This window comes from Sphingobacterium chuzhouense (assembly GCF_014692525.1).
Lineage (GTDB): Bacteria > Bacteroidota > Bacteroidia > Sphingobacteriales > Sphingobacteriaceae > Sphingobacterium > Sphingobacterium chuzhouense.
Map to the genome: position 1 here is coordinate 825,401 of NZ_JACNYL010000003.1, position 15,757 is coordinate 841,157.

The window sequence follows — 15,757 nt, forward strand, 5'->3', positions numbered from 1 at the left end:
ATTAAACTTGTTTAAGGATTAGTCCGCCTAAAGGCGGTAATTTAAGCTTTATCGATTGCCTGTAACCCATCCATTCCACTTCTTCGGAAGAGGCAGCATGCTGATGTATTCCGCTTCCATAATATGATACATCATCCGAATTGAGAATTACTTCCCAAACACCTGCTGTAGGAACGCCTACGCGGTAGTCTCGCACGACTGGTGTCATATTCAGAACAACCAACACATCATCAGATGAGGTACTTCCGCGGCGTAGATAGGCAAATACGCTATTTTCATGATCGCCAAGTTCTATCCATTGAAAGCCTTCGGGGCTAAACGCTCGTTCATATAGAGCAGGCTGCCCCCGATACAACATGTTAAGGTCTTTCACAAACTGTTGTATGCCACGATGTGGTTCAAACTGCGTGAGATGCCAATCAAGAGATTGATTAACATTCCATTCGGAGGTTTGACCAAACTCCCCTCCCATAAACAAGAGCTTCGTTCCCACAAACGTATACATATAAAGATATAGCGCACGCAAGTTGGCAAACTTTTGCCATTCATCGCCCGGCATCTTATAAATAAGAGACTGCTTGCCGTGTACCACTTCATCATGTGATAAAGGCAGCATAAAGTTCTCGTGGAAACCATATACCGTTCCGAAAGTTATCTTATCATGATGATACCGACGATTAATGGGGTCTTCCTTGAAATAGCTCAACGTATCGTGCATCCAACCCATCATCCATTTCATACCGAAACCTAAACCATTCGCAAATATCGGTCTGCTCACACTAGGCCATGAAGTGGACTCCTCAGCGATCGTCTGTACATCGGGAAAATGAGCATACACGGCTTCGTTAAATTCCTTTAAGAAATGTACAGCCTCCAAATTTTCACGGCCGCCATGTTCGTTCGGTATCCATTCCCCCTCATTGCGGGAGTAATCAAGATAGAGCATAGAAGCCACGGCGTCTACCCGCAAGCCATCTATATGATATCTATCCAACCAGAAAAAAGCATTCGAAATTAAGAAAGAACGAACTTCATTTCTTCCATAATTAAAGATATACGACTTCCAATCGGGATGGAATCCCTTGCGTGGATCCTCATGTTCGAAGAGATGTGAACCGTCGAACCTATACAAACCGTGAGCATCTCCGGGGAAATGGGATGGTACCCAATCTAGGATAACACCAATATTATTTTTATGTAAGCTTTCGATGAGGTGCATTAAATCCTGCGGACTTCCATACCGAGAGGATGCCGCAAAATAGCCTGTAATTTGGTATCCCCAAGAGGGGTAAAATGGGTGTTCCATCAAGGGCATAAATTCAACGTGCGTAAATCCCATTTCCTTAAGATAAGGCACCAATCTATCAGCAATCTCGCGATAACTCAGAAAACGTTCCGGGTCAGACGGATCGCGTGACCAAGAACCAATATGCATTTCGTATACGGCAAATGGTTTGTCAAGTGCATTATACGCTTGTCTTTGTCTCATCCATGACTGGTCATTCCATTGGTACCAGGTTGTTCCTACGACAGAAGCAGTGTGAGGTGGTTGTTCGTTCACCAATGCGAATGGATCTGCCTTTTCAAGACGTTCTCCGCTATTTGAATGAATATGATACTTGTATACCTCACCTAACTCCAGCCCTTCAATGAAGCCTTCCCAAATACCACTGCTGTCCCAACGGACATGCAATTGATGACTATGGGGATTCCATCCGTTGAAATTACCTGTTACGGAAACTGATGCCGCATTTGGAGCCCAGACCGCAAAGTGTACGCCTTCTTTTCCCTTGTGTGTTACGGTATGCGAACCTAATTTTTCGTACAGCTTAAAATGCCTACCGGCACGAAATAAATTAATATCGAAATCCGTCAATAACGAATAGACCTCTACTGCCTGCCCCATAATCTAAGTTGTTTATAATTTATGAAATGGTTAACCGTCGAAATTCTTTTTCAACAGTGATATAATATCTGCCTTCTTCATCTACTAACATGTTCAATACATCTCCATCTACTTCTATATGATTAACAGCAAAGGGGAGTCCAATAAAGTAAATCTTATAACTATCAAAACGTTCATGATACAGCCCTTCCAAGTGTTGAACAACAGCTAAGCTGTTTTGTTCCCCTTCCACAATAAAATATTTTTCGTTGTATACACTTTGCTCATAAGCAAAAGTTTCGCCATGGTCTGTATAGACGTGAGATTCATATCGTCCTTGTCCCCAATAAACATTTAGCTTTAGCGCATCTATATTTTTTTCCATGGTGTATTGCATCACTGGAAATTCAGGAATAACACTTCCCTCACGAATAAAGATGGGCATTTCGTCCAATGGCGTTTCCACATCATGTTCTTGTCCGCCTTCAAGCAGCGTATTATCAAAGTAATAATACCAATTACCTTCCGGTAGATACACGATCTTTGACTGTTGGCCGGGGTGGATCACAGGCGAAACAAGGATATTGTGGCCAAAGGCAAATTCCTCTTCCCGTTGCAGGTTTTCCGGTTTATGCTGTTCCAGTAGTGAAATAGGACGCAAAATCGGTTCCCTATACTTATGTTGCCTCCAAAATACCGAATAGATATAAGGCAGTAATTTATAACGAAGTTCGATAAATTTTTTACAGATAGATTCCCATTCTGGACCAAAGCTCCAAGGCTCTCGATCACGTGTATCCCCTGCAGAATGGACGCGCATAAACGGAGAGAATACACCGAATTGCATCCAACGAGTATAAAGTTCGCCGTCCGGCTCTCCAGTAAACCCACCGATATCCGTACCACAGAATGAAAGACCAGAAACGGATAAGCGTTGTAATTGAAGTATACCAATCTTTAAATGTTCCCAAGTGGCAATATTATCTCCTGTCCATACAGACGAATAGCGTTGTGTTCCAGCGTAGGCTGCACGGGTGATCGTAAAGGGACGTCTATTTTTTTGGAGTTTTTTCAATCCATCATACGTGGACCGTACCATCTGCATGCCATATACGTTATGCGCCTTCCGATGGGATCCACGAAACCCTTCATAGAAATGCCGCACGTCGTCAGGAAATGTTCCTCGTCCGAAAACCGCAGGCTCATTCATATCATTCCATACACCGGCAACACCGTCTTCTACTAAACCTCTATATAAAGTGCCCCACCATTCCCGTACTTTAGGATTTGTAAATTCTGGAAATTGACAACGTCCCGGCCATACGTATCCTTCCATAAAGTAATCGTCTCCACGGCGACAGAAATATTTATTTTCTTTCCCTTCGTTAAATACCCAATAATCTTCATCCACCTTAATTCCGGGATCGATCATCACAACGGTTCTAAAACCATCCGCTGCTAAGTCTGAAATCATTTTTCGAGGATCGGGGAAATAGCGTTTATTCCAGGTAAAACAACGATAACCATCCATATAATCGATATCTAGATAAATGGCATCACATGGTATCTGGCGCTTACGGAACTGGCTGGCAACTTCCCGGACGTTGGCTTCGGGATAATAGCTCCACCGACATTGATGGTATCCGATTGCCCACAACGGAGGCATGTAATGTGTGCCGGTCAGTTCATGATAACGTTTTACTACGTCCATCATTTGAGGTCCATGAATGTAGTAGTATTGCAATTCTCCACCCTCTGACCAATAACTTGTTTGATCGTTCTGTTCGGCAGCAAAGTCAAAATATGTTCTAAACGTATTATCGAAAAAAATACCATAAGCATCTCCACCCGTTACACCGATATAAAACGGGATGGTCTTATATAACGGATCTTGATTGAACCCAAAACCGTAGGTATCCGAATTCCAGTTCTGATATCTTCTACCACGCAAATTTAGGTTGGCAGACTTGTCGCCTAAACCAAAGAACGCCTCGTCTTCAGACGCATGTTTCGTACAATATACATAGTAACCTCCGAAATCCGGATTCTCTTCCCAATGCATAGGTTGCTGATCAGCATTCATAACTTTGCCGTTCAAGCTCTCAAACGAAACAAGAAAATTTTCTTTTTGTATTCGACAAACCACGACACTGGTTTTGATGAGAAAAGCGTCATCTATTTCCAAAATGGAGAAAGAAGTAGGATGCAAGTCCAAATCTTGCTTAATAGCATAAGAGAAATCATCAAGAAATAAACTTCTAGGTGCTAAACGCACCCGAATGATTTCATCGGAAAACACTTTCACTTCTACACTGGCTTTCCCATCTGTAAAGACAAACACGTTCCCTTGTTTGACATACGAAAGAACTTTGTTCAAATACTTTTTTTCTACTGCGGGCACATCAAGCACGGGGTTGTTGACGTGATGGATGTTATCCAGGGTCTCCCCCTCTAGTATATCCGTAGCAATCTCTTCTTTTTTAGGGGATTCAGCCATATTCTTTTCTATTTGTTTAACTTTAAATTGATTTACGTTGCTATTAAAGTACGATAATTTTTAGAAAAAGAAAAAAAAATCCTCGCCATATCTTGGCGAGGATTTGCTTTTTTGAACGTTAGTGCTATTCAGCCGTTACGCTTCTAAACACGTCTCCAAACCGGGTAAAGGTTTCGTTGGCAACTTCAATAGCTCGCTTTTGGCTATCGGAACCTTCACTGTGCCTATTCAATACATCAACAAATGTACTCCACATTTTACCAGTATTTTCTCCATAACCGGAAAAGAAAGATGTTCCTTTCGTCACACCGTATTTATTCAACATCTGTACAATATATGGTCCGCCCATAATAGAACCTTCCAATACGTACAATGCACTCAATGCCTCCAATGTATTGCTTACTGCCGGCGGTGTCGCCGTAGGCAAATCGTTTACATTTCCACCAAGCTCTTCTATATCTGCTTTAATATAGGATGAATTACGTCGTTCGGCGTAATCGGGCAACACATCTGATGTGATAAATGGAGCGATGGCTTTTTCTACGGCATTGAAATAAGCGTAAAAATTCTTAAGTACTTCTGCATAATCCGCATCAGATCGAACGGCCTTAAGTTGTCTCACCACCACCCCCTCTAAAGTTTGGTGTGCCTCTTTTGTGTTTTCTTTGATATTTTGATTTAACATATTCTTTTCTATTATAAACTGTTTCTATACAAAGATTAGTATTAATTCCCCTTATTGGATGCTGAAATCTGACGTTTTATGTCTGCAAACCGACATTTCAAAAGATTATCGACCTTTCAATGCCCGATTGCCAAACCCATTTATGACCCTATCGAATCTCGAAAGTATTACGATCTCCTGGAATCAATACATATTCAAATGTGGCATACATAATCGGGGCACCTTTTTTCCATTGTTCCTGTTTGAACAAGTCTTTGTAACAAGAAATCATTTTAATTTTTGCATAATCTCCATTGGCGGTTTTCAAAATAACTGTGCGCGGTTGGATAACCGATCCATCTTTTTTGGTAATAGGCTCTGCCAATGCATAGGCCACATGTTTGTCTTCTTCTGCTCCCTCACGTACCAGTGTTCCATTAAAGTCATACAGATACCAACCCATTCCTGCACCAAAGAAACCTTGATCATCCGTGCCTACCACATCTTTACCTGTTTTGAATTCAATACCCGAAGGGAGTTGTTCAACGTCATCAAACTCCTTTTCTACGATGGCAATCCCTCCTACTGCACTACTTCCCACGCCATGATTTCCTTCATCAGTTCCATTATTACCCGATAAGAAGCTCGTAAACATACCTCCAAAAGCTAAATCCCAATGAGCAGAATTAACATCGTCTTGTGGTATTGATTTATTTTCTAATAAACTATAAAAATAAACACCGGATTCATTCGGCTCAGATCCCTCGTCGGTTGGGGCTATAGGTAGATTTTCTACCCGGATAAGCTTGTAATAATTTCCGTTATCCTCTTCTTCTATAGGATCGTCATTTTTTTCACAGGCGGTAAGCCCTACGCTAATTGCACATGCTAGTGCAGCAATTCTAAATAGTTTGTTCATTATAAAATAGTTAAAAAGTTATCAAAATGTGGTTTCTACAACCGTAAATTATTCGCTTGTTTTTAAATTTTTACTACCATCCTCCTGCACATAATACCGGAAGGTAAAATAAGGAGCTGGCCAATTCATATTCGTGACGACAGGTGGATTTCCCTTGTATGCATTAATCAACTGTAGTTTTGCATATTTACCGCTAGGTAATCGAATAATATAGGTACGGTTGGGCAAAGGCTGCATCAAGTGGGTGTCTAAACTATAGCGAAACCAGCCACTGGACGATTCAGAAAAAGCCCACCCTATACGATCGATATCACTTTTATCAAATTCCTCATCACTCGGTGCAGTGGTTACTGCATCATAGGGTTGATTAATCATCGTAACCGCTGTATTCGTTGCAGGACCATCAAAACCGGGACTTCGTGTATGCTGTGCGTTATTGATGTGCACCTCAGAATTGTACTCTCTTGTGAAGGCTATGTCCCAATCTAATGTTTTCAGCCACTTCAAGGAATCTTCTTTCGTTTTGATCCATATTTGTCTCTGGTCACGAAAGCGAAATAGAAAGGTGTAGGCATCTCGTTGTTCTTTTCCATCGACATCTTCTCCCATAGAGGCCTCTGTATCTCCTGGTAGATCATAGATCACTATGCTGCGACCGTCCTCTAATGGTGGAGCGGCATCGTCATCCTTTCCACATGCTTGCATTGCAAGTAATACGATGATACAGAACAGACATCCACCTAATTTCCCCAATGCAATAATGGGCTTTAATTCACTGATAATCATATTTCTTGTCTTCATCATGATTGTATTTATTTGTATCTTTTTAAAAATGATCATTCCTTAAACCACCGATAACTCACGCCACCTAATATAACCCTACCCGGTTGTCCCGGCATATACCGGTGTGTGAATCCCAATAGATTGTCTGCTATAAGACGAAGAGTCAGCTTGTTCTTCCACAGCTTTTTCTCCATCGTTAAGTTTAACAGGGTATGGTCTGGTACAAAGGCATCGTATTCGTCAATAAACTGATTACCGTTAATTTCCTGGAAAGGATAACGGCCACGAATATTTGCCCGCAGATTAAATGTCATATTCCAGGGTTGATATTCATACGTGGCTTTTAAATTGACCATGTGGCGCGAGCGATCTTCAATCCCCCAATAATCTCCTGTTGTTACGGGTCGGGATTCTCCGGTTATTGGATTGTTGATCATTTGGTTATATGGATAGTTACCAGCACGAATACTATCCAATACCGATAAATCCTTTGCAATCAGGTATTGGTATCCTATAGATAAGTTCAGATTTTCCAATGGGCGATAACCTAGAGATAGTTCAAAGCCTTTATTGGCTGCACGAGGCAGATTACGATATGTAAAAATTTGTCCCACAGTCGTTCCATTCCCTACCGCTACCGCATTGATCTGATTAGCGATACGATGATAAAAAATGGAAGCTTCCGCACGTAGTCGGCTATTTGGATTCCAGATGAAACCGACGTTACTCGACAGGCTATTTTCTGCTTTCAGATTACCTGCAGTCAAATCAAGCATGTAGGAATTCTGAAAGCTCAATTCGCCATTTCTATCTAACGCTTCCATCACGTCTCGCACTTGATCAGTCCCCACAACCATATAATTTGCAGCCGGATTATAAAAAACTTGATAGCGCATTTTGTAATCCGGAGCTTTGAAACCAGCTCCAACACCCGCTTTCATAAGCCATTCTTCAGATAAATTATATTGCAGCCCCAGACTCGGACTTACACGCCCGCGATAAACATTCGTGTGATCATATCTCAACCCCGTCGTTGCTCGCAGTCTTGCTAAAGGCTGCCATTCAGTCTGTAGATAAGCAAACGCCGTATTTAAGTTTCTCTCTCGACTTAAGTCTTTATTATCCATCAGTTCCAAACTCCCGCCTATTCCTCCAGTCAATTGAATACTACTAATAGGTGCATACGCAAACTGTTGTTCCAATCGATGTACCTGCTGCCCAAACTTTTCTGCTCCAATTAACGTATTTTGGTTAATCCAATTAGCTTGCATTTCATTTTCGTATCGGGTAAAATAATAACGGCTCATACTCCGTACACCGTTGGCGAATTTATGGTCGTAGCTAGCGGAAAGATTTATATCGCGATCCGTTTGTTTATCTTCATTGACCCATTCATCAGACCACATATTAACCATTTCAGAGTTCCCTTCGGTATATCGTGCAGTCACACCTAATGTACCATCTCTGGATAATCGATATCGTGCTCTTCCTTGAAAACTATAATTACTATAAGGTGGTATAGTTGTTCCTCCGATCATATATTTCGAATCTGTATTGAAACCATCCGTCTTGTAATAATTGCCCGATACAACAACGGAGCCCCGTTGATTTGCAAAAGGGGTTTCCGCCTCTACGGTAGCATCGATCGTGTTTAGACTGCCATATAGCAAAGAGGCGTGTGCCTGTGGAGTAATTGCTCCATGACGCGTAATGATATTGATTGCTCCGCCCAGTGCATCACTTCCATATAGGCAAGAAGAAGCTCCTTTTATCATTTCGATACGTTCCACGTTTGTAACCGAGATACGAGACAAATCAAAGTTTCCGTTATTCCGGCCCAACATAGGTTGTCCGTCGATCAATACCATTACATAGTTACTGCTAAAACCTTGCACTTGGACACCAATAGCACGCGATCCACTCGCAATATCGTTCACCACGGCAACGCCCGTTTGTTCTTTCATGATCTCATCCAATCGCCTGCTTCCCATGAGTTCAATTTCTCTACGGGTGATGACCGTAACGGGCATAGCTGCATTTTCTGCCTTTACCAAATTGTCCACCGCTATCTGTTTACCTTTCACTTCCACTCCTTCTATTGCATAACTTTCAAGCTCTAATTCGATTTCCAAATCCACATCTTTACCTTCCAATACGACCTCTAGTTCTTGTGAAGCATACCCAACGTGCTCTATACGTAATCTATATGTCCCCTCGTACAGTTCTGTAAAGCGAAATCGTCCGGATTTATCTGTCTTTAGGACATGCTGGTCCGGCCATAATGTTAATAATATCTGATCTGAAGTTTCCTTTAAATCTGTTAACCGGACTTTTCCGTCTATTCTATATTTCTCTTGCGAGACAACACCTAACGGGAGCAACAACATAAAAAAAAGACACTGTTTAAAGATCTCTAGTCGACCAACCATTATTTTTAATTATTCTAAATAACAATTACAAAAGAACATAAATGAAATCGAAAAGTCTATATGATTTCCGTCAAATTATATATGAAAACCGACATAACTAAAAACACCTATACAAGAAAAATTAAAACAACTATCTATTTATCAGATATTTATAAGGAAAAAAAAGTAATTAAAATCCCAAAAGAAGTTTAGCAATTACTTGTATTTAGACTAATTATTGCTTTGATTTGTATCACAAAAACAAAAAATTTATGGAACTTATCTTAAAAAAATATAGTCTGACCCTATTTCTGCTTACTGCGCTACTTTTTGTGCAAGCAGCCCCAAAACGTATCATTACTTTAAATAGCGCGTTGACAGAAACAGTGTTTGCTTTAGGCTTCGGTTCTTCGATTGTCGCTACGGACGTGACAAGCGAATCGCCGGTTATGGCAAAAAAATTACCAAAAGTTAGCAAAAACAGGTCGGTATCATCGGAAGGTTTGATCCGTTTTAAACCTGATATTGTGTTGGCGATTGAAGGTGAGGTACCCCGTGCTGTTGTACAACAATTGGGAACCGCAGGCGTTAAGGTCGTTGCTATCCGCCAGCAATATTCAATTAAAGGTGCTTTAAATTTTATCCAAGATGTGGCCGATGCATTAGGTGAGACAGATCGCGGAAAAGAACTGGTAGGCACGACACAAAAAGCACTTCAAGAAGTCGAATTGTCCATCAAGAAACAACCCTTTACAAAAACACCAAAGGTACTTTTCATTTATGCCAGAGGAACCGGAACCATGAGTGTAGCGGGAAAAGGCAGTAGCATAGACGAAATTATAAAACTGGCAGGAGCTCAAAATGCAATACAAGAATTTGCTGATTTTAAACCCTATACGACAGAGGCGTTGGTCAGTGCAAACCCTGATATCATACTGATGTTTGATTTCGGTCTCAGCAGCCTCGGGGGGAAAGAAACTATGCTCAAATTACCTGGTGTACGTTTAACCAGCGCCGGAAAAAACAAAAGAATAATTCAAATGAACGGCCCATTGCTCATCAATTTTTCCAACAGGTTACCTGACGCTATACAAGAACTCAATTCCGCCATAAAAGCCATGTACAAATAACAGACGAAATGATCCTTAAACAACGCATTATACTCTTGACTCTTCTAATTATCATGGTATTAACGGCAATCATATCCTTGGGGTTAGGGGCATTCAATATCCCGACCAAAGAAGTATTTATCGCATTGGCAAACAAGATCGGGTTATCACAAAACACGAACGCCGACGAGATGTATGCAGATGTACTTTTTGCTATACGTATGCCACGCGTATTATTAGGCATGTTAGTGGGTGCTGCCTTGGGCATATCCGGTGCGGCGATCCAGGGGATCTTCCGCAATCCGCTAGCTGAACCGGGACTCATCGGCATATCGGCTGGTGCGTCACTCTTTGCCGTATTGATCATTGCTTTCGAAACCCTACTCTTTGTAGGTCTCTCTGAGCTATTAGGATATTATCTTTTGGCTTTTGGTGCCTTTGCGGGAGCTGGTTTAACAGCATTTGCTGTTTACCAGATATCGAAAAAAAACGGACATCCGAATATCACCACGATGCTTTTAGCGGGAATTGCCATCAATGCATTAGCGGGTGCGCTAACCGGGCTGATGACTTATATGGCTACGGAACAGCAATTACGGACCATTACTTTCTGGATGCTCGGTAGTTTAGGTGGGGCAACATGGGAAAATCTCGGTGCCATATTTCCGTTTATTCTACTTCCACTGGCTTGCCTTCCCTTCTTTGGCAAAGCCCTCAACGCATTCGCCCTTGGAGAAGATCAGGCCGCATTATTGGGTATCAACACAGATTATACAAAACGCTGGGTCGTTCTGTTTTCCACTTTAGCCGTTGGTGCCTCTGTTGCTGTATCGGGTATTATTGGTTTTATTGGTTTGTTAGTGCCACATACTGTGAGATTACTTGGCGGTGTAGATTATAGATACGTATTAATCGGGTCTATGCTACTCGGCGCAATGATATTGACGCTAGCCGACGTACTATCACGCACGTTCGTAGCGCCTATAGAATTACCCATCGGAGTCATTACCGCACTACTCGGAACGCCCGTTTTTCTCTATATTTTAATAAAAGAAAACAAATAATAACAACTATTGCTAAGTTTGATGCTACGTATAGAACAATTATCATATGAAATAAAAGGTCATCGCGTGCTGAAGGATATATCCCTTCAGGTACGTAAAGGAGAGGTAGTAGCCTTGTTGGGTGCAAACGGAGCTGGAAAATCGACCTTGATGCGACTTATTTCCGGCGAGTTAAAACCAACATCCGGCAGTATAATGCTGCTCGATAAACGCATCGATAAATATGACGGTAAAACGTTGGCGCGTAGTCGTGCCATGCTAAGCCAACAGCACGCTATTAACATGGCTTATACAGTAAAGGAACTGGTTATTATGGGGCGTTATCCACATTTCCAGTCGTCTCCTTCGACAAGAGATTGGAAAATTGTAGAAGAAACTATGGCGATCTGCGGCATCACCGATTTTGCCGACCGCGTGTACCTCAGCCTATCCGGCGGCGAACAACAACGTGTGCAATTGGCCCGTGTACTCAGTCAATTATGGGACAACCCCGATGCACTACTCTTATTAGACGAACCTATTTCTGCATTAGATTTACATTACCAACAAAAGGTTCTCTCTATTGCAAAAAATTTATCTCGTCTAGGTTTTATGGTACTGGTCATTTTGCACGACGTTAACATGGCATCTTTATATGCTGATCGCATCATTATGCTAAAAAACGGTCGTAAATGGTTGGATGGTACACCGAACGAAGTACTGAACAGTAAAAACATTTACACCATCTTTTCAGTCGAATCGTTGATAAATATAGATAACCATTCGTTAAAACCACATATCATTTTTAAAGAAATGCGTGTCGATCCCCAGTTTTTTAATATTCAGACGATTAAAACTTATGTTGATAAAAAGTAAAATCATAGAATTAGATGAATGGCTCTTTATAGAGGAAATTCCAGATCAATATTTGCCAGATAAGCCGCTCGTGGAACAACGAGAAGAAATTGTCAGGAGTCCTATCGTCATGAACAACTTCCAGTTATCAACAAGTGGACTTTTCATTCTATATACGAATATGCAAGCGGATCAGCCTGCCCATATTTACACCGAGATTGAAGGAGAAGCTATTACCAGTCAATTTATCTTTTTCAAGACGCCCAATAGTAAGCTTCCATACGGCATGAGCCGCCACAATATTCGTTATATACCAACCATAAAAAACAGCCATGAGGTCAAAGCCGGTATAGAATACACATACTTTATTGCTGTTATATCAAAGGAATATTATCTCAATCTAATAAAAAAAGACTCTTTGTTGCACAGACACTTTGTTGAGCAAATTGAGAAAGGTAATTATACCTCTTTTGCTGAAGAAGACCAAATAGCAACTTATGAAATGCAACAAACGATTAGAGAGCTCGTAGATTCCAAAAAAACTGGAGAGATTCGCAGATTACATACCGAGTCACGTATTGTGGAACTACTTATGTATCAATTCGAACAGTATAACGAAAAAAACGATAATAAGGGTTCTTCATCACTGTATGATGAGGATAATGTTAAAAAGTTAGAACTGGCCCGGCAGATACTCGAACAACGCATGGCCAATCCGCCCAATCAAAAAGAATTAGCACAGGAAGTCTTTATGAGCGAGAGCAAATTAAGAAAGGATTTCAAGGAGTATTTTTCAGTAACTGTACACGATTATCTTACGCGAATCCGCATGGAAACTGCCCGTGTGTTGCTGCTGGAAGAAAAAATATCTGTATACGAAGTTGCCATACGCACAGGTTACGGACATCAAAATAATTTTAGCAGTGCTTTTAAGAAATATTATGGTATTTCCCCTGGTGAAGTAAAGACCGGAAAAGGATAAATTCGGGCTATTTACTGCGAATAGCTTCTACGGGATCAAGTTTCGCAGCCTGGATAGCTGGCACGATACCCGCAATCAAACCAATAAGCGTAGATAGTACTGTGGTCAATATCACCATTTTTACACTAACAACAATAGTTACACTTGTTAAGACACCAACCAAAGCAGCAAGGCCATAGACAATCAATAGCCCAATTCCACCACCAATAAGGCATAACAAAATACTTTCGATTAGGAATTGTGATAGAATAAAGAACTGTTTTGCTCCTAACGCCTTTTGTATACCGATAAGGTTCGTACGTTCTTTTACACTTACAAACATAATGTTCGCAATTCCAAAACCTCCGACAAGTATGGAAAAGATACCGATGAAAAATCCAGCGAGGTTAATAATACCAAACATCTGGTCAAGTTGTGCAGTAATAAGGGTTGTTTGATTAACCGAAAAATTGTCTTCACGTTGAGGAGGGAGACGACGTGCAGATCGCATAATGCCAATCAGCTCACTTTCGGCTTCGTCCAAGGAATATTGCCGTTTAACCTCAATTGCTATACTAGGTCCGTAGTGTTCGTAGTTCACCAGATTACGCGCCAATGTGAACGGTATATACGCTACCTCATCATTGGATACGTTGATAAGTACACCCGAACCTTCTCTCTTCAATACACCAATTACCTGCATTTTTCGTCCTAGCAAGGTAATGTATTTACCAACAGGAGTGGTATTGGGAAATAACCCTTCTGCAATGGTAGCTCCTAAAATAACACTGTGACTACCAGCACGCGACTCCTGCTCTGTAAAATAACGCCCATCTATCACGTCCAGATTCCTAATCGAATACATTTCGTGCGTAACGGCGGTCACGTTAATGTTCGAAGCTGAATTATTTCCATATTTGGCTGTGGAATTAGCGATATTAATAGAATAGGCTACTTCTTCTGCCGTCGTCATTCTATTTTTCACTGACTCAAAATCTGCGTATTTAGGCTCCGGACGATTAATATATTTCCACCAAGGATATTCTCCTCCACCTCCCCACGGCCACTTCTCCACATATAGCGTTCGGCTTCCTATTTTACGAACGGATTCCTCCAGGTTATTTCTCAAAGTGTCCACAGCAGAAAAGACTCCAATAATAGTCATGATTCCAATGGTTACACCCAACAAAGACAATAGCGTACGAGTGCGATTATCCCGTAATGCAGATAGCGCAAATAAAAAGCTTTCTTTGATAAGCGTAAGGGTCAAAAACATATATGCTGATAAAAGTAAAGATTTTTTTCGTGAAACAAGTTATACCGTACAAAAATGCATTTTTTCGTTTTATTATACTTAACTTTGTAAGCATTTTTGAAACCTAAACCAAACTGAATTGTTAAGGTTTCAAACAGAACAAAATATATCGAAGTAGAAAATGAAACCGAGATGTAAATAATAACGATAACACACAACAATCGTTATTTACATCGAGCTCTCATCAACAAATGGAAAAAAAGTAATTAGATGAAATTATCACAGTTTAAATTCAATTTACCGGAATCATTGTTAGCAACTGAACCATCAGAACAGCGTGATGAATCACGTCTAATGGTTTTACATCGTGATTCAGGAAAGATAGAACACAAAATTTTCAAGGACGTATTGGATTATTTCGACGACAAAGACGTCATGATTTTGAATAATACCAAAGTATTTCCTGCCCGTATGTATGGGAATAAGGAAAAAACTGGAGCGACGATTGAAGTGTTCTTGTTAAGAGAATTAAACAAAGAATTACGCTTGTGGGACGTATTGGTTGACCCTGCACGTAAAATACGCGTAGGCAACAAGCTATATTTTGGTGAGGAAGATCTATTGGTTGCTGAGGTCGTAGACAATACTACTTCACGTGGCCGTACCATTCGTTTTCTTTTTGACGGTACTGATGAAGAATTTCGCCGCAATATTGAAATTTTAGGTGAAACCCCGCTTCCAAAATATATAAAACGCAAAGCAACACCAGAAGATAAATTCCGTTATCAAACAATTTACGCCAAAAACGAGGGAGCTGTCGCTGCACCTACTGCTGGACTCCATTTCTCACGTGAATTGATGAAACGACTGGAATTAAAAGGAGTTGAATTTGCAGAAGTGACGCTACATGTGGGGTTGGGAACTTTCCGTACAGTAGAAGTGGAAGATCTCACCAAGCACAAGATGGACTCCGAACAATTCATTATCAGTGAGGACGCTGCCCGCACGGTGAATAAGGGTATCGACGAAAAAAGGCGTGTCTGTGCAGTCGGAACGACATCTATGCGTGCTATTGAATCATCTGTTTCGGCAGACAAGCACCTTAAAGCAGCAAACGATTGGACGAGTAAGTTCATCTATCCGCCTTATGATTTTAGCATAGCAAATTCGATGATCACAAACTTCCATACACCAGAGTCGACTCTTTTAGTGATGATTGCAGCATTTGGCGGATATGAAAATGTCATGAATGCTTATGAAGTAGCCGTGAAAGAAAAATATAGATTTTATTCTTATGGTGACGCGATGTTGATTATCTAGTCACGATAATATTGTTTTTACCAAGGAGGCGTAATGTTATTACGTCTCTATTTTTTTG

12 protein-coding genes are annotated in these 15,757 nt (G+C 40.9%); 5 read left to right on the forward strand and 7 right to left on the reverse strand.

Features of this window, described 5'->3' with window-relative positions; genetic code table 11:
* Window position 1: 1 nt before the first annotated feature.
* The 6 genes from glgB to H8B21_RS15650 form a co-directional block, all read right to left on the reverse strand.
* On the reverse strand, window positions 2–1,906 hold the full coding sequence (gene glgB, locus H8B21_RS15625; RefSeq protein WP_190314669.1) for a 1,4-alpha-glucan branching protein GlgB: 1,905 nt from the start codon (window positions 1,904–1,906) through the stop codon (window positions 2–4).
* A 19-nt stretch (window positions 1,907–1,925) separates the two neighbouring features.
* Window positions 1,926–4,382, reverse strand: a complete 2,457-nt coding sequence (locus H8B21_RS15630) for a glycoside hydrolase family 31 protein (protein WP_190314670.1) — start codon at window positions 4,380–4,382, stop codon at window positions 1,926–1,928.
* 124 nt (window positions 4,383–4,506) lie between these two features.
* Window positions 4,507–5,067 (reverse strand): biliverdin-producing heme oxygenase, encoded by a 561-nt coding sequence (locus H8B21_RS15635; protein ID WP_190314671.1) that lies wholly within the window; start codon window positions 5,065–5,067, stop codon window positions 4,507–4,509.
* A gap of 148 nt (window positions 5,068–5,215) precedes the next feature.
* A complete protein-coding gene (locus H8B21_RS15640; RefSeq protein ID WP_190314672.1) occupies window positions 5,216–5,965 on the reverse strand; it encodes an HmuY family protein in 750 nt (249 codons plus the stop codon).
* Window positions 5,966–6,013: 48 nt separating this feature from the next.
* Window positions 6,014–6,769 carry an HmuY family protein gene (locus H8B21_RS15645; RefSeq protein WP_223815068.1) on the reverse strand — a complete coding sequence of 252 codons (756 nt, stop codon included), beginning with the start codon at window positions 6,767–6,769 and terminating at the stop codon, window positions 6,014–6,016.
* 32 nt (window positions 6,770–6,801) lie between these two features.
* The gene (locus tag H8B21_RS15650; RefSeq protein WP_223815069.1) at window positions 6,802–9,177 is read right to left on the reverse strand and encodes a TonB-dependent receptor; all 2,376 of its coding nucleotides are present in this window, start codon (window positions 9,175–9,177) and stop codon (window positions 6,802–6,804) included.
* A 251-nt stretch (window positions 9,178–9,428) separates the two neighbouring features.
* Here H8B21_RS15650 and H8B21_RS15655 point away from each other — a divergent pair, with 251 nt between their 5' ends.
* From H8B21_RS15655 to H8B21_RS15670, 4 genes are read left to right on the forward strand one after another with little or no spacing between them, the layout of a single operon-like run.
* The gene (locus tag H8B21_RS15655; protein ID WP_190314674.1) at window positions 9,429–10,286 is read left to right on the forward strand and encodes a heme/hemin ABC transporter substrate-binding protein; all 858 of its coding nucleotides are present in this window, start codon (window positions 9,429–9,431) and stop codon (window positions 10,284–10,286) included.
* 8 nt (window positions 10,287–10,294) lie between these two features.
* On the forward strand, window positions 10,295–11,329 hold the full coding sequence (locus H8B21_RS15660) for a FecCD family ABC transporter permease (protein WP_190314675.1): 1,035 nt from the start codon (window positions 10,295–10,297) through the stop codon (window positions 11,327–11,329).
* A gap of 21 nt (window positions 11,330–11,350) precedes the next feature.
* The gene (locus H8B21_RS15665; protein ID WP_190314676.1) at window positions 11,351–12,184 is read left to right on the forward strand and encodes a heme ABC transporter ATP-binding protein; all 834 of its coding nucleotides are present in this window, start codon (window positions 11,351–11,353) and stop codon (window positions 12,182–12,184) included.
* A complete protein-coding gene (locus H8B21_RS15670; protein WP_190314677.1) occupies window positions 12,168–13,145 on the forward strand; it encodes a helix-turn-helix transcriptional regulator in 978 nt (325 codons plus the stop codon). Before H8B21_RS15665 ends, H8B21_RS15670 begins: the two co-directional genes overlap by 17 nt.
* Before the next feature lie 7 nt (window positions 13,146–13,152).
* Here H8B21_RS15670 and H8B21_RS15675 read toward each other — a convergent pair whose 3' ends face one another.
* A complete protein-coding gene (locus H8B21_RS15675; protein ID WP_190314678.1) occupies window positions 13,153–14,400 on the reverse strand; it encodes an ABC transporter permease in 1,248 nt (415 codons plus the stop codon).
* A gap of 249 nt (window positions 14,401–14,649) precedes the next feature.
* On the opposite strand from H8B21_RS15675, the gene queA reads away from it, so the two are divergent.
* The gene (queA, locus tag H8B21_RS15680) at window positions 14,650–15,699 is read left to right on the forward strand and encodes a tRNA preQ1(34) S-adenosylmethionine ribosyltransferase-isomerase QueA (RefSeq protein ID WP_190314679.1); all 1,050 of its coding nucleotides are present in this window, start codon (window positions 14,650–14,652) and stop codon (window positions 15,697–15,699) included.
* Window positions 15,700–15,757: the final 58 nt, after the last annotated feature.

What these genes read in the sequence shown, in the direction of transcription:
- glgB (WP_190314669.1), bottom strand. Translation starts at nt 1,906, where the DNA reads ATGGGGCAGGCAGTAGAGGTCTATTCGTTATTGACGGATTTCGATATT.
- H8B21_RS15630 (WP_190314670.1), bottom strand. Translation starts at nt 4,382, where the DNA reads ATGGCTGAATCCCCTAAAAAAGAAGAGATTGCTACGGATATACTAGAG.
- H8B21_RS15635 (WP_190314671.1), bottom strand. Translation starts at nt 5,067, where the DNA reads ATGTTAAATCAAAATATCAAAGAAAACACAAAAGAGGCACACCAAACT.
- H8B21_RS15640 (WP_190314672.1), bottom strand. Translation starts at nt 5,965, where the DNA reads ATGAACAAACTATTTAGAATTGCTGCACTAGCATGTGCAATTAGCGTA.
- H8B21_RS15645 (WP_223815068.1), bottom strand. Translation starts at nt 6,769, where the DNA reads ATGATGAAGACAAGAAATATGATTATCAGTGAATTAAAGCCCATTATT.
- H8B21_RS15650 (WP_223815069.1), bottom strand. Translation starts at nt 9,177, where the DNA reads ATGGTTGGTCGACTAGAGATCTTTAAACAGTGTCTTTTTTTTATGTTG.
- H8B21_RS15655 (WP_190314674.1), top strand. Translation starts at nt 9,429, where the DNA reads ATGGAACTTATCTTAAAAAAATATAGTCTGACCCTATTTCTGCTTACT.
- H8B21_RS15660 (WP_190314675.1), top strand. Translation starts at nt 10,295, where the DNA reads ATGATCCTTAAACAACGCATTATACTCTTGACTCTTCTAATTATCATG.
- H8B21_RS15665 (WP_190314676.1), top strand. Translation starts at nt 11,351, where the DNA reads ATGCTACGTATAGAACAATTATCATATGAAATAAAAGGTCATCGCGTG.
- H8B21_RS15670 (WP_190314677.1), top strand. Translation starts at nt 12,168, where the DNA reads ATGTTGATAAAAAGTAAAATCATAGAATTAGATGAATGGCTCTTTATA.
- H8B21_RS15675 (WP_190314678.1), bottom strand. Translation starts at nt 14,400, where the DNA reads ATGTTTTTGACCCTTACGCTTATCAAAGAAAGCTTTTTATTTGCGCTA.
- queA (WP_190314679.1), top strand. Translation starts at nt 14,650, where the DNA reads ATGAAATTATCACAGTTTAAATTCAATTTACCGGAATCATTGTTAGCA.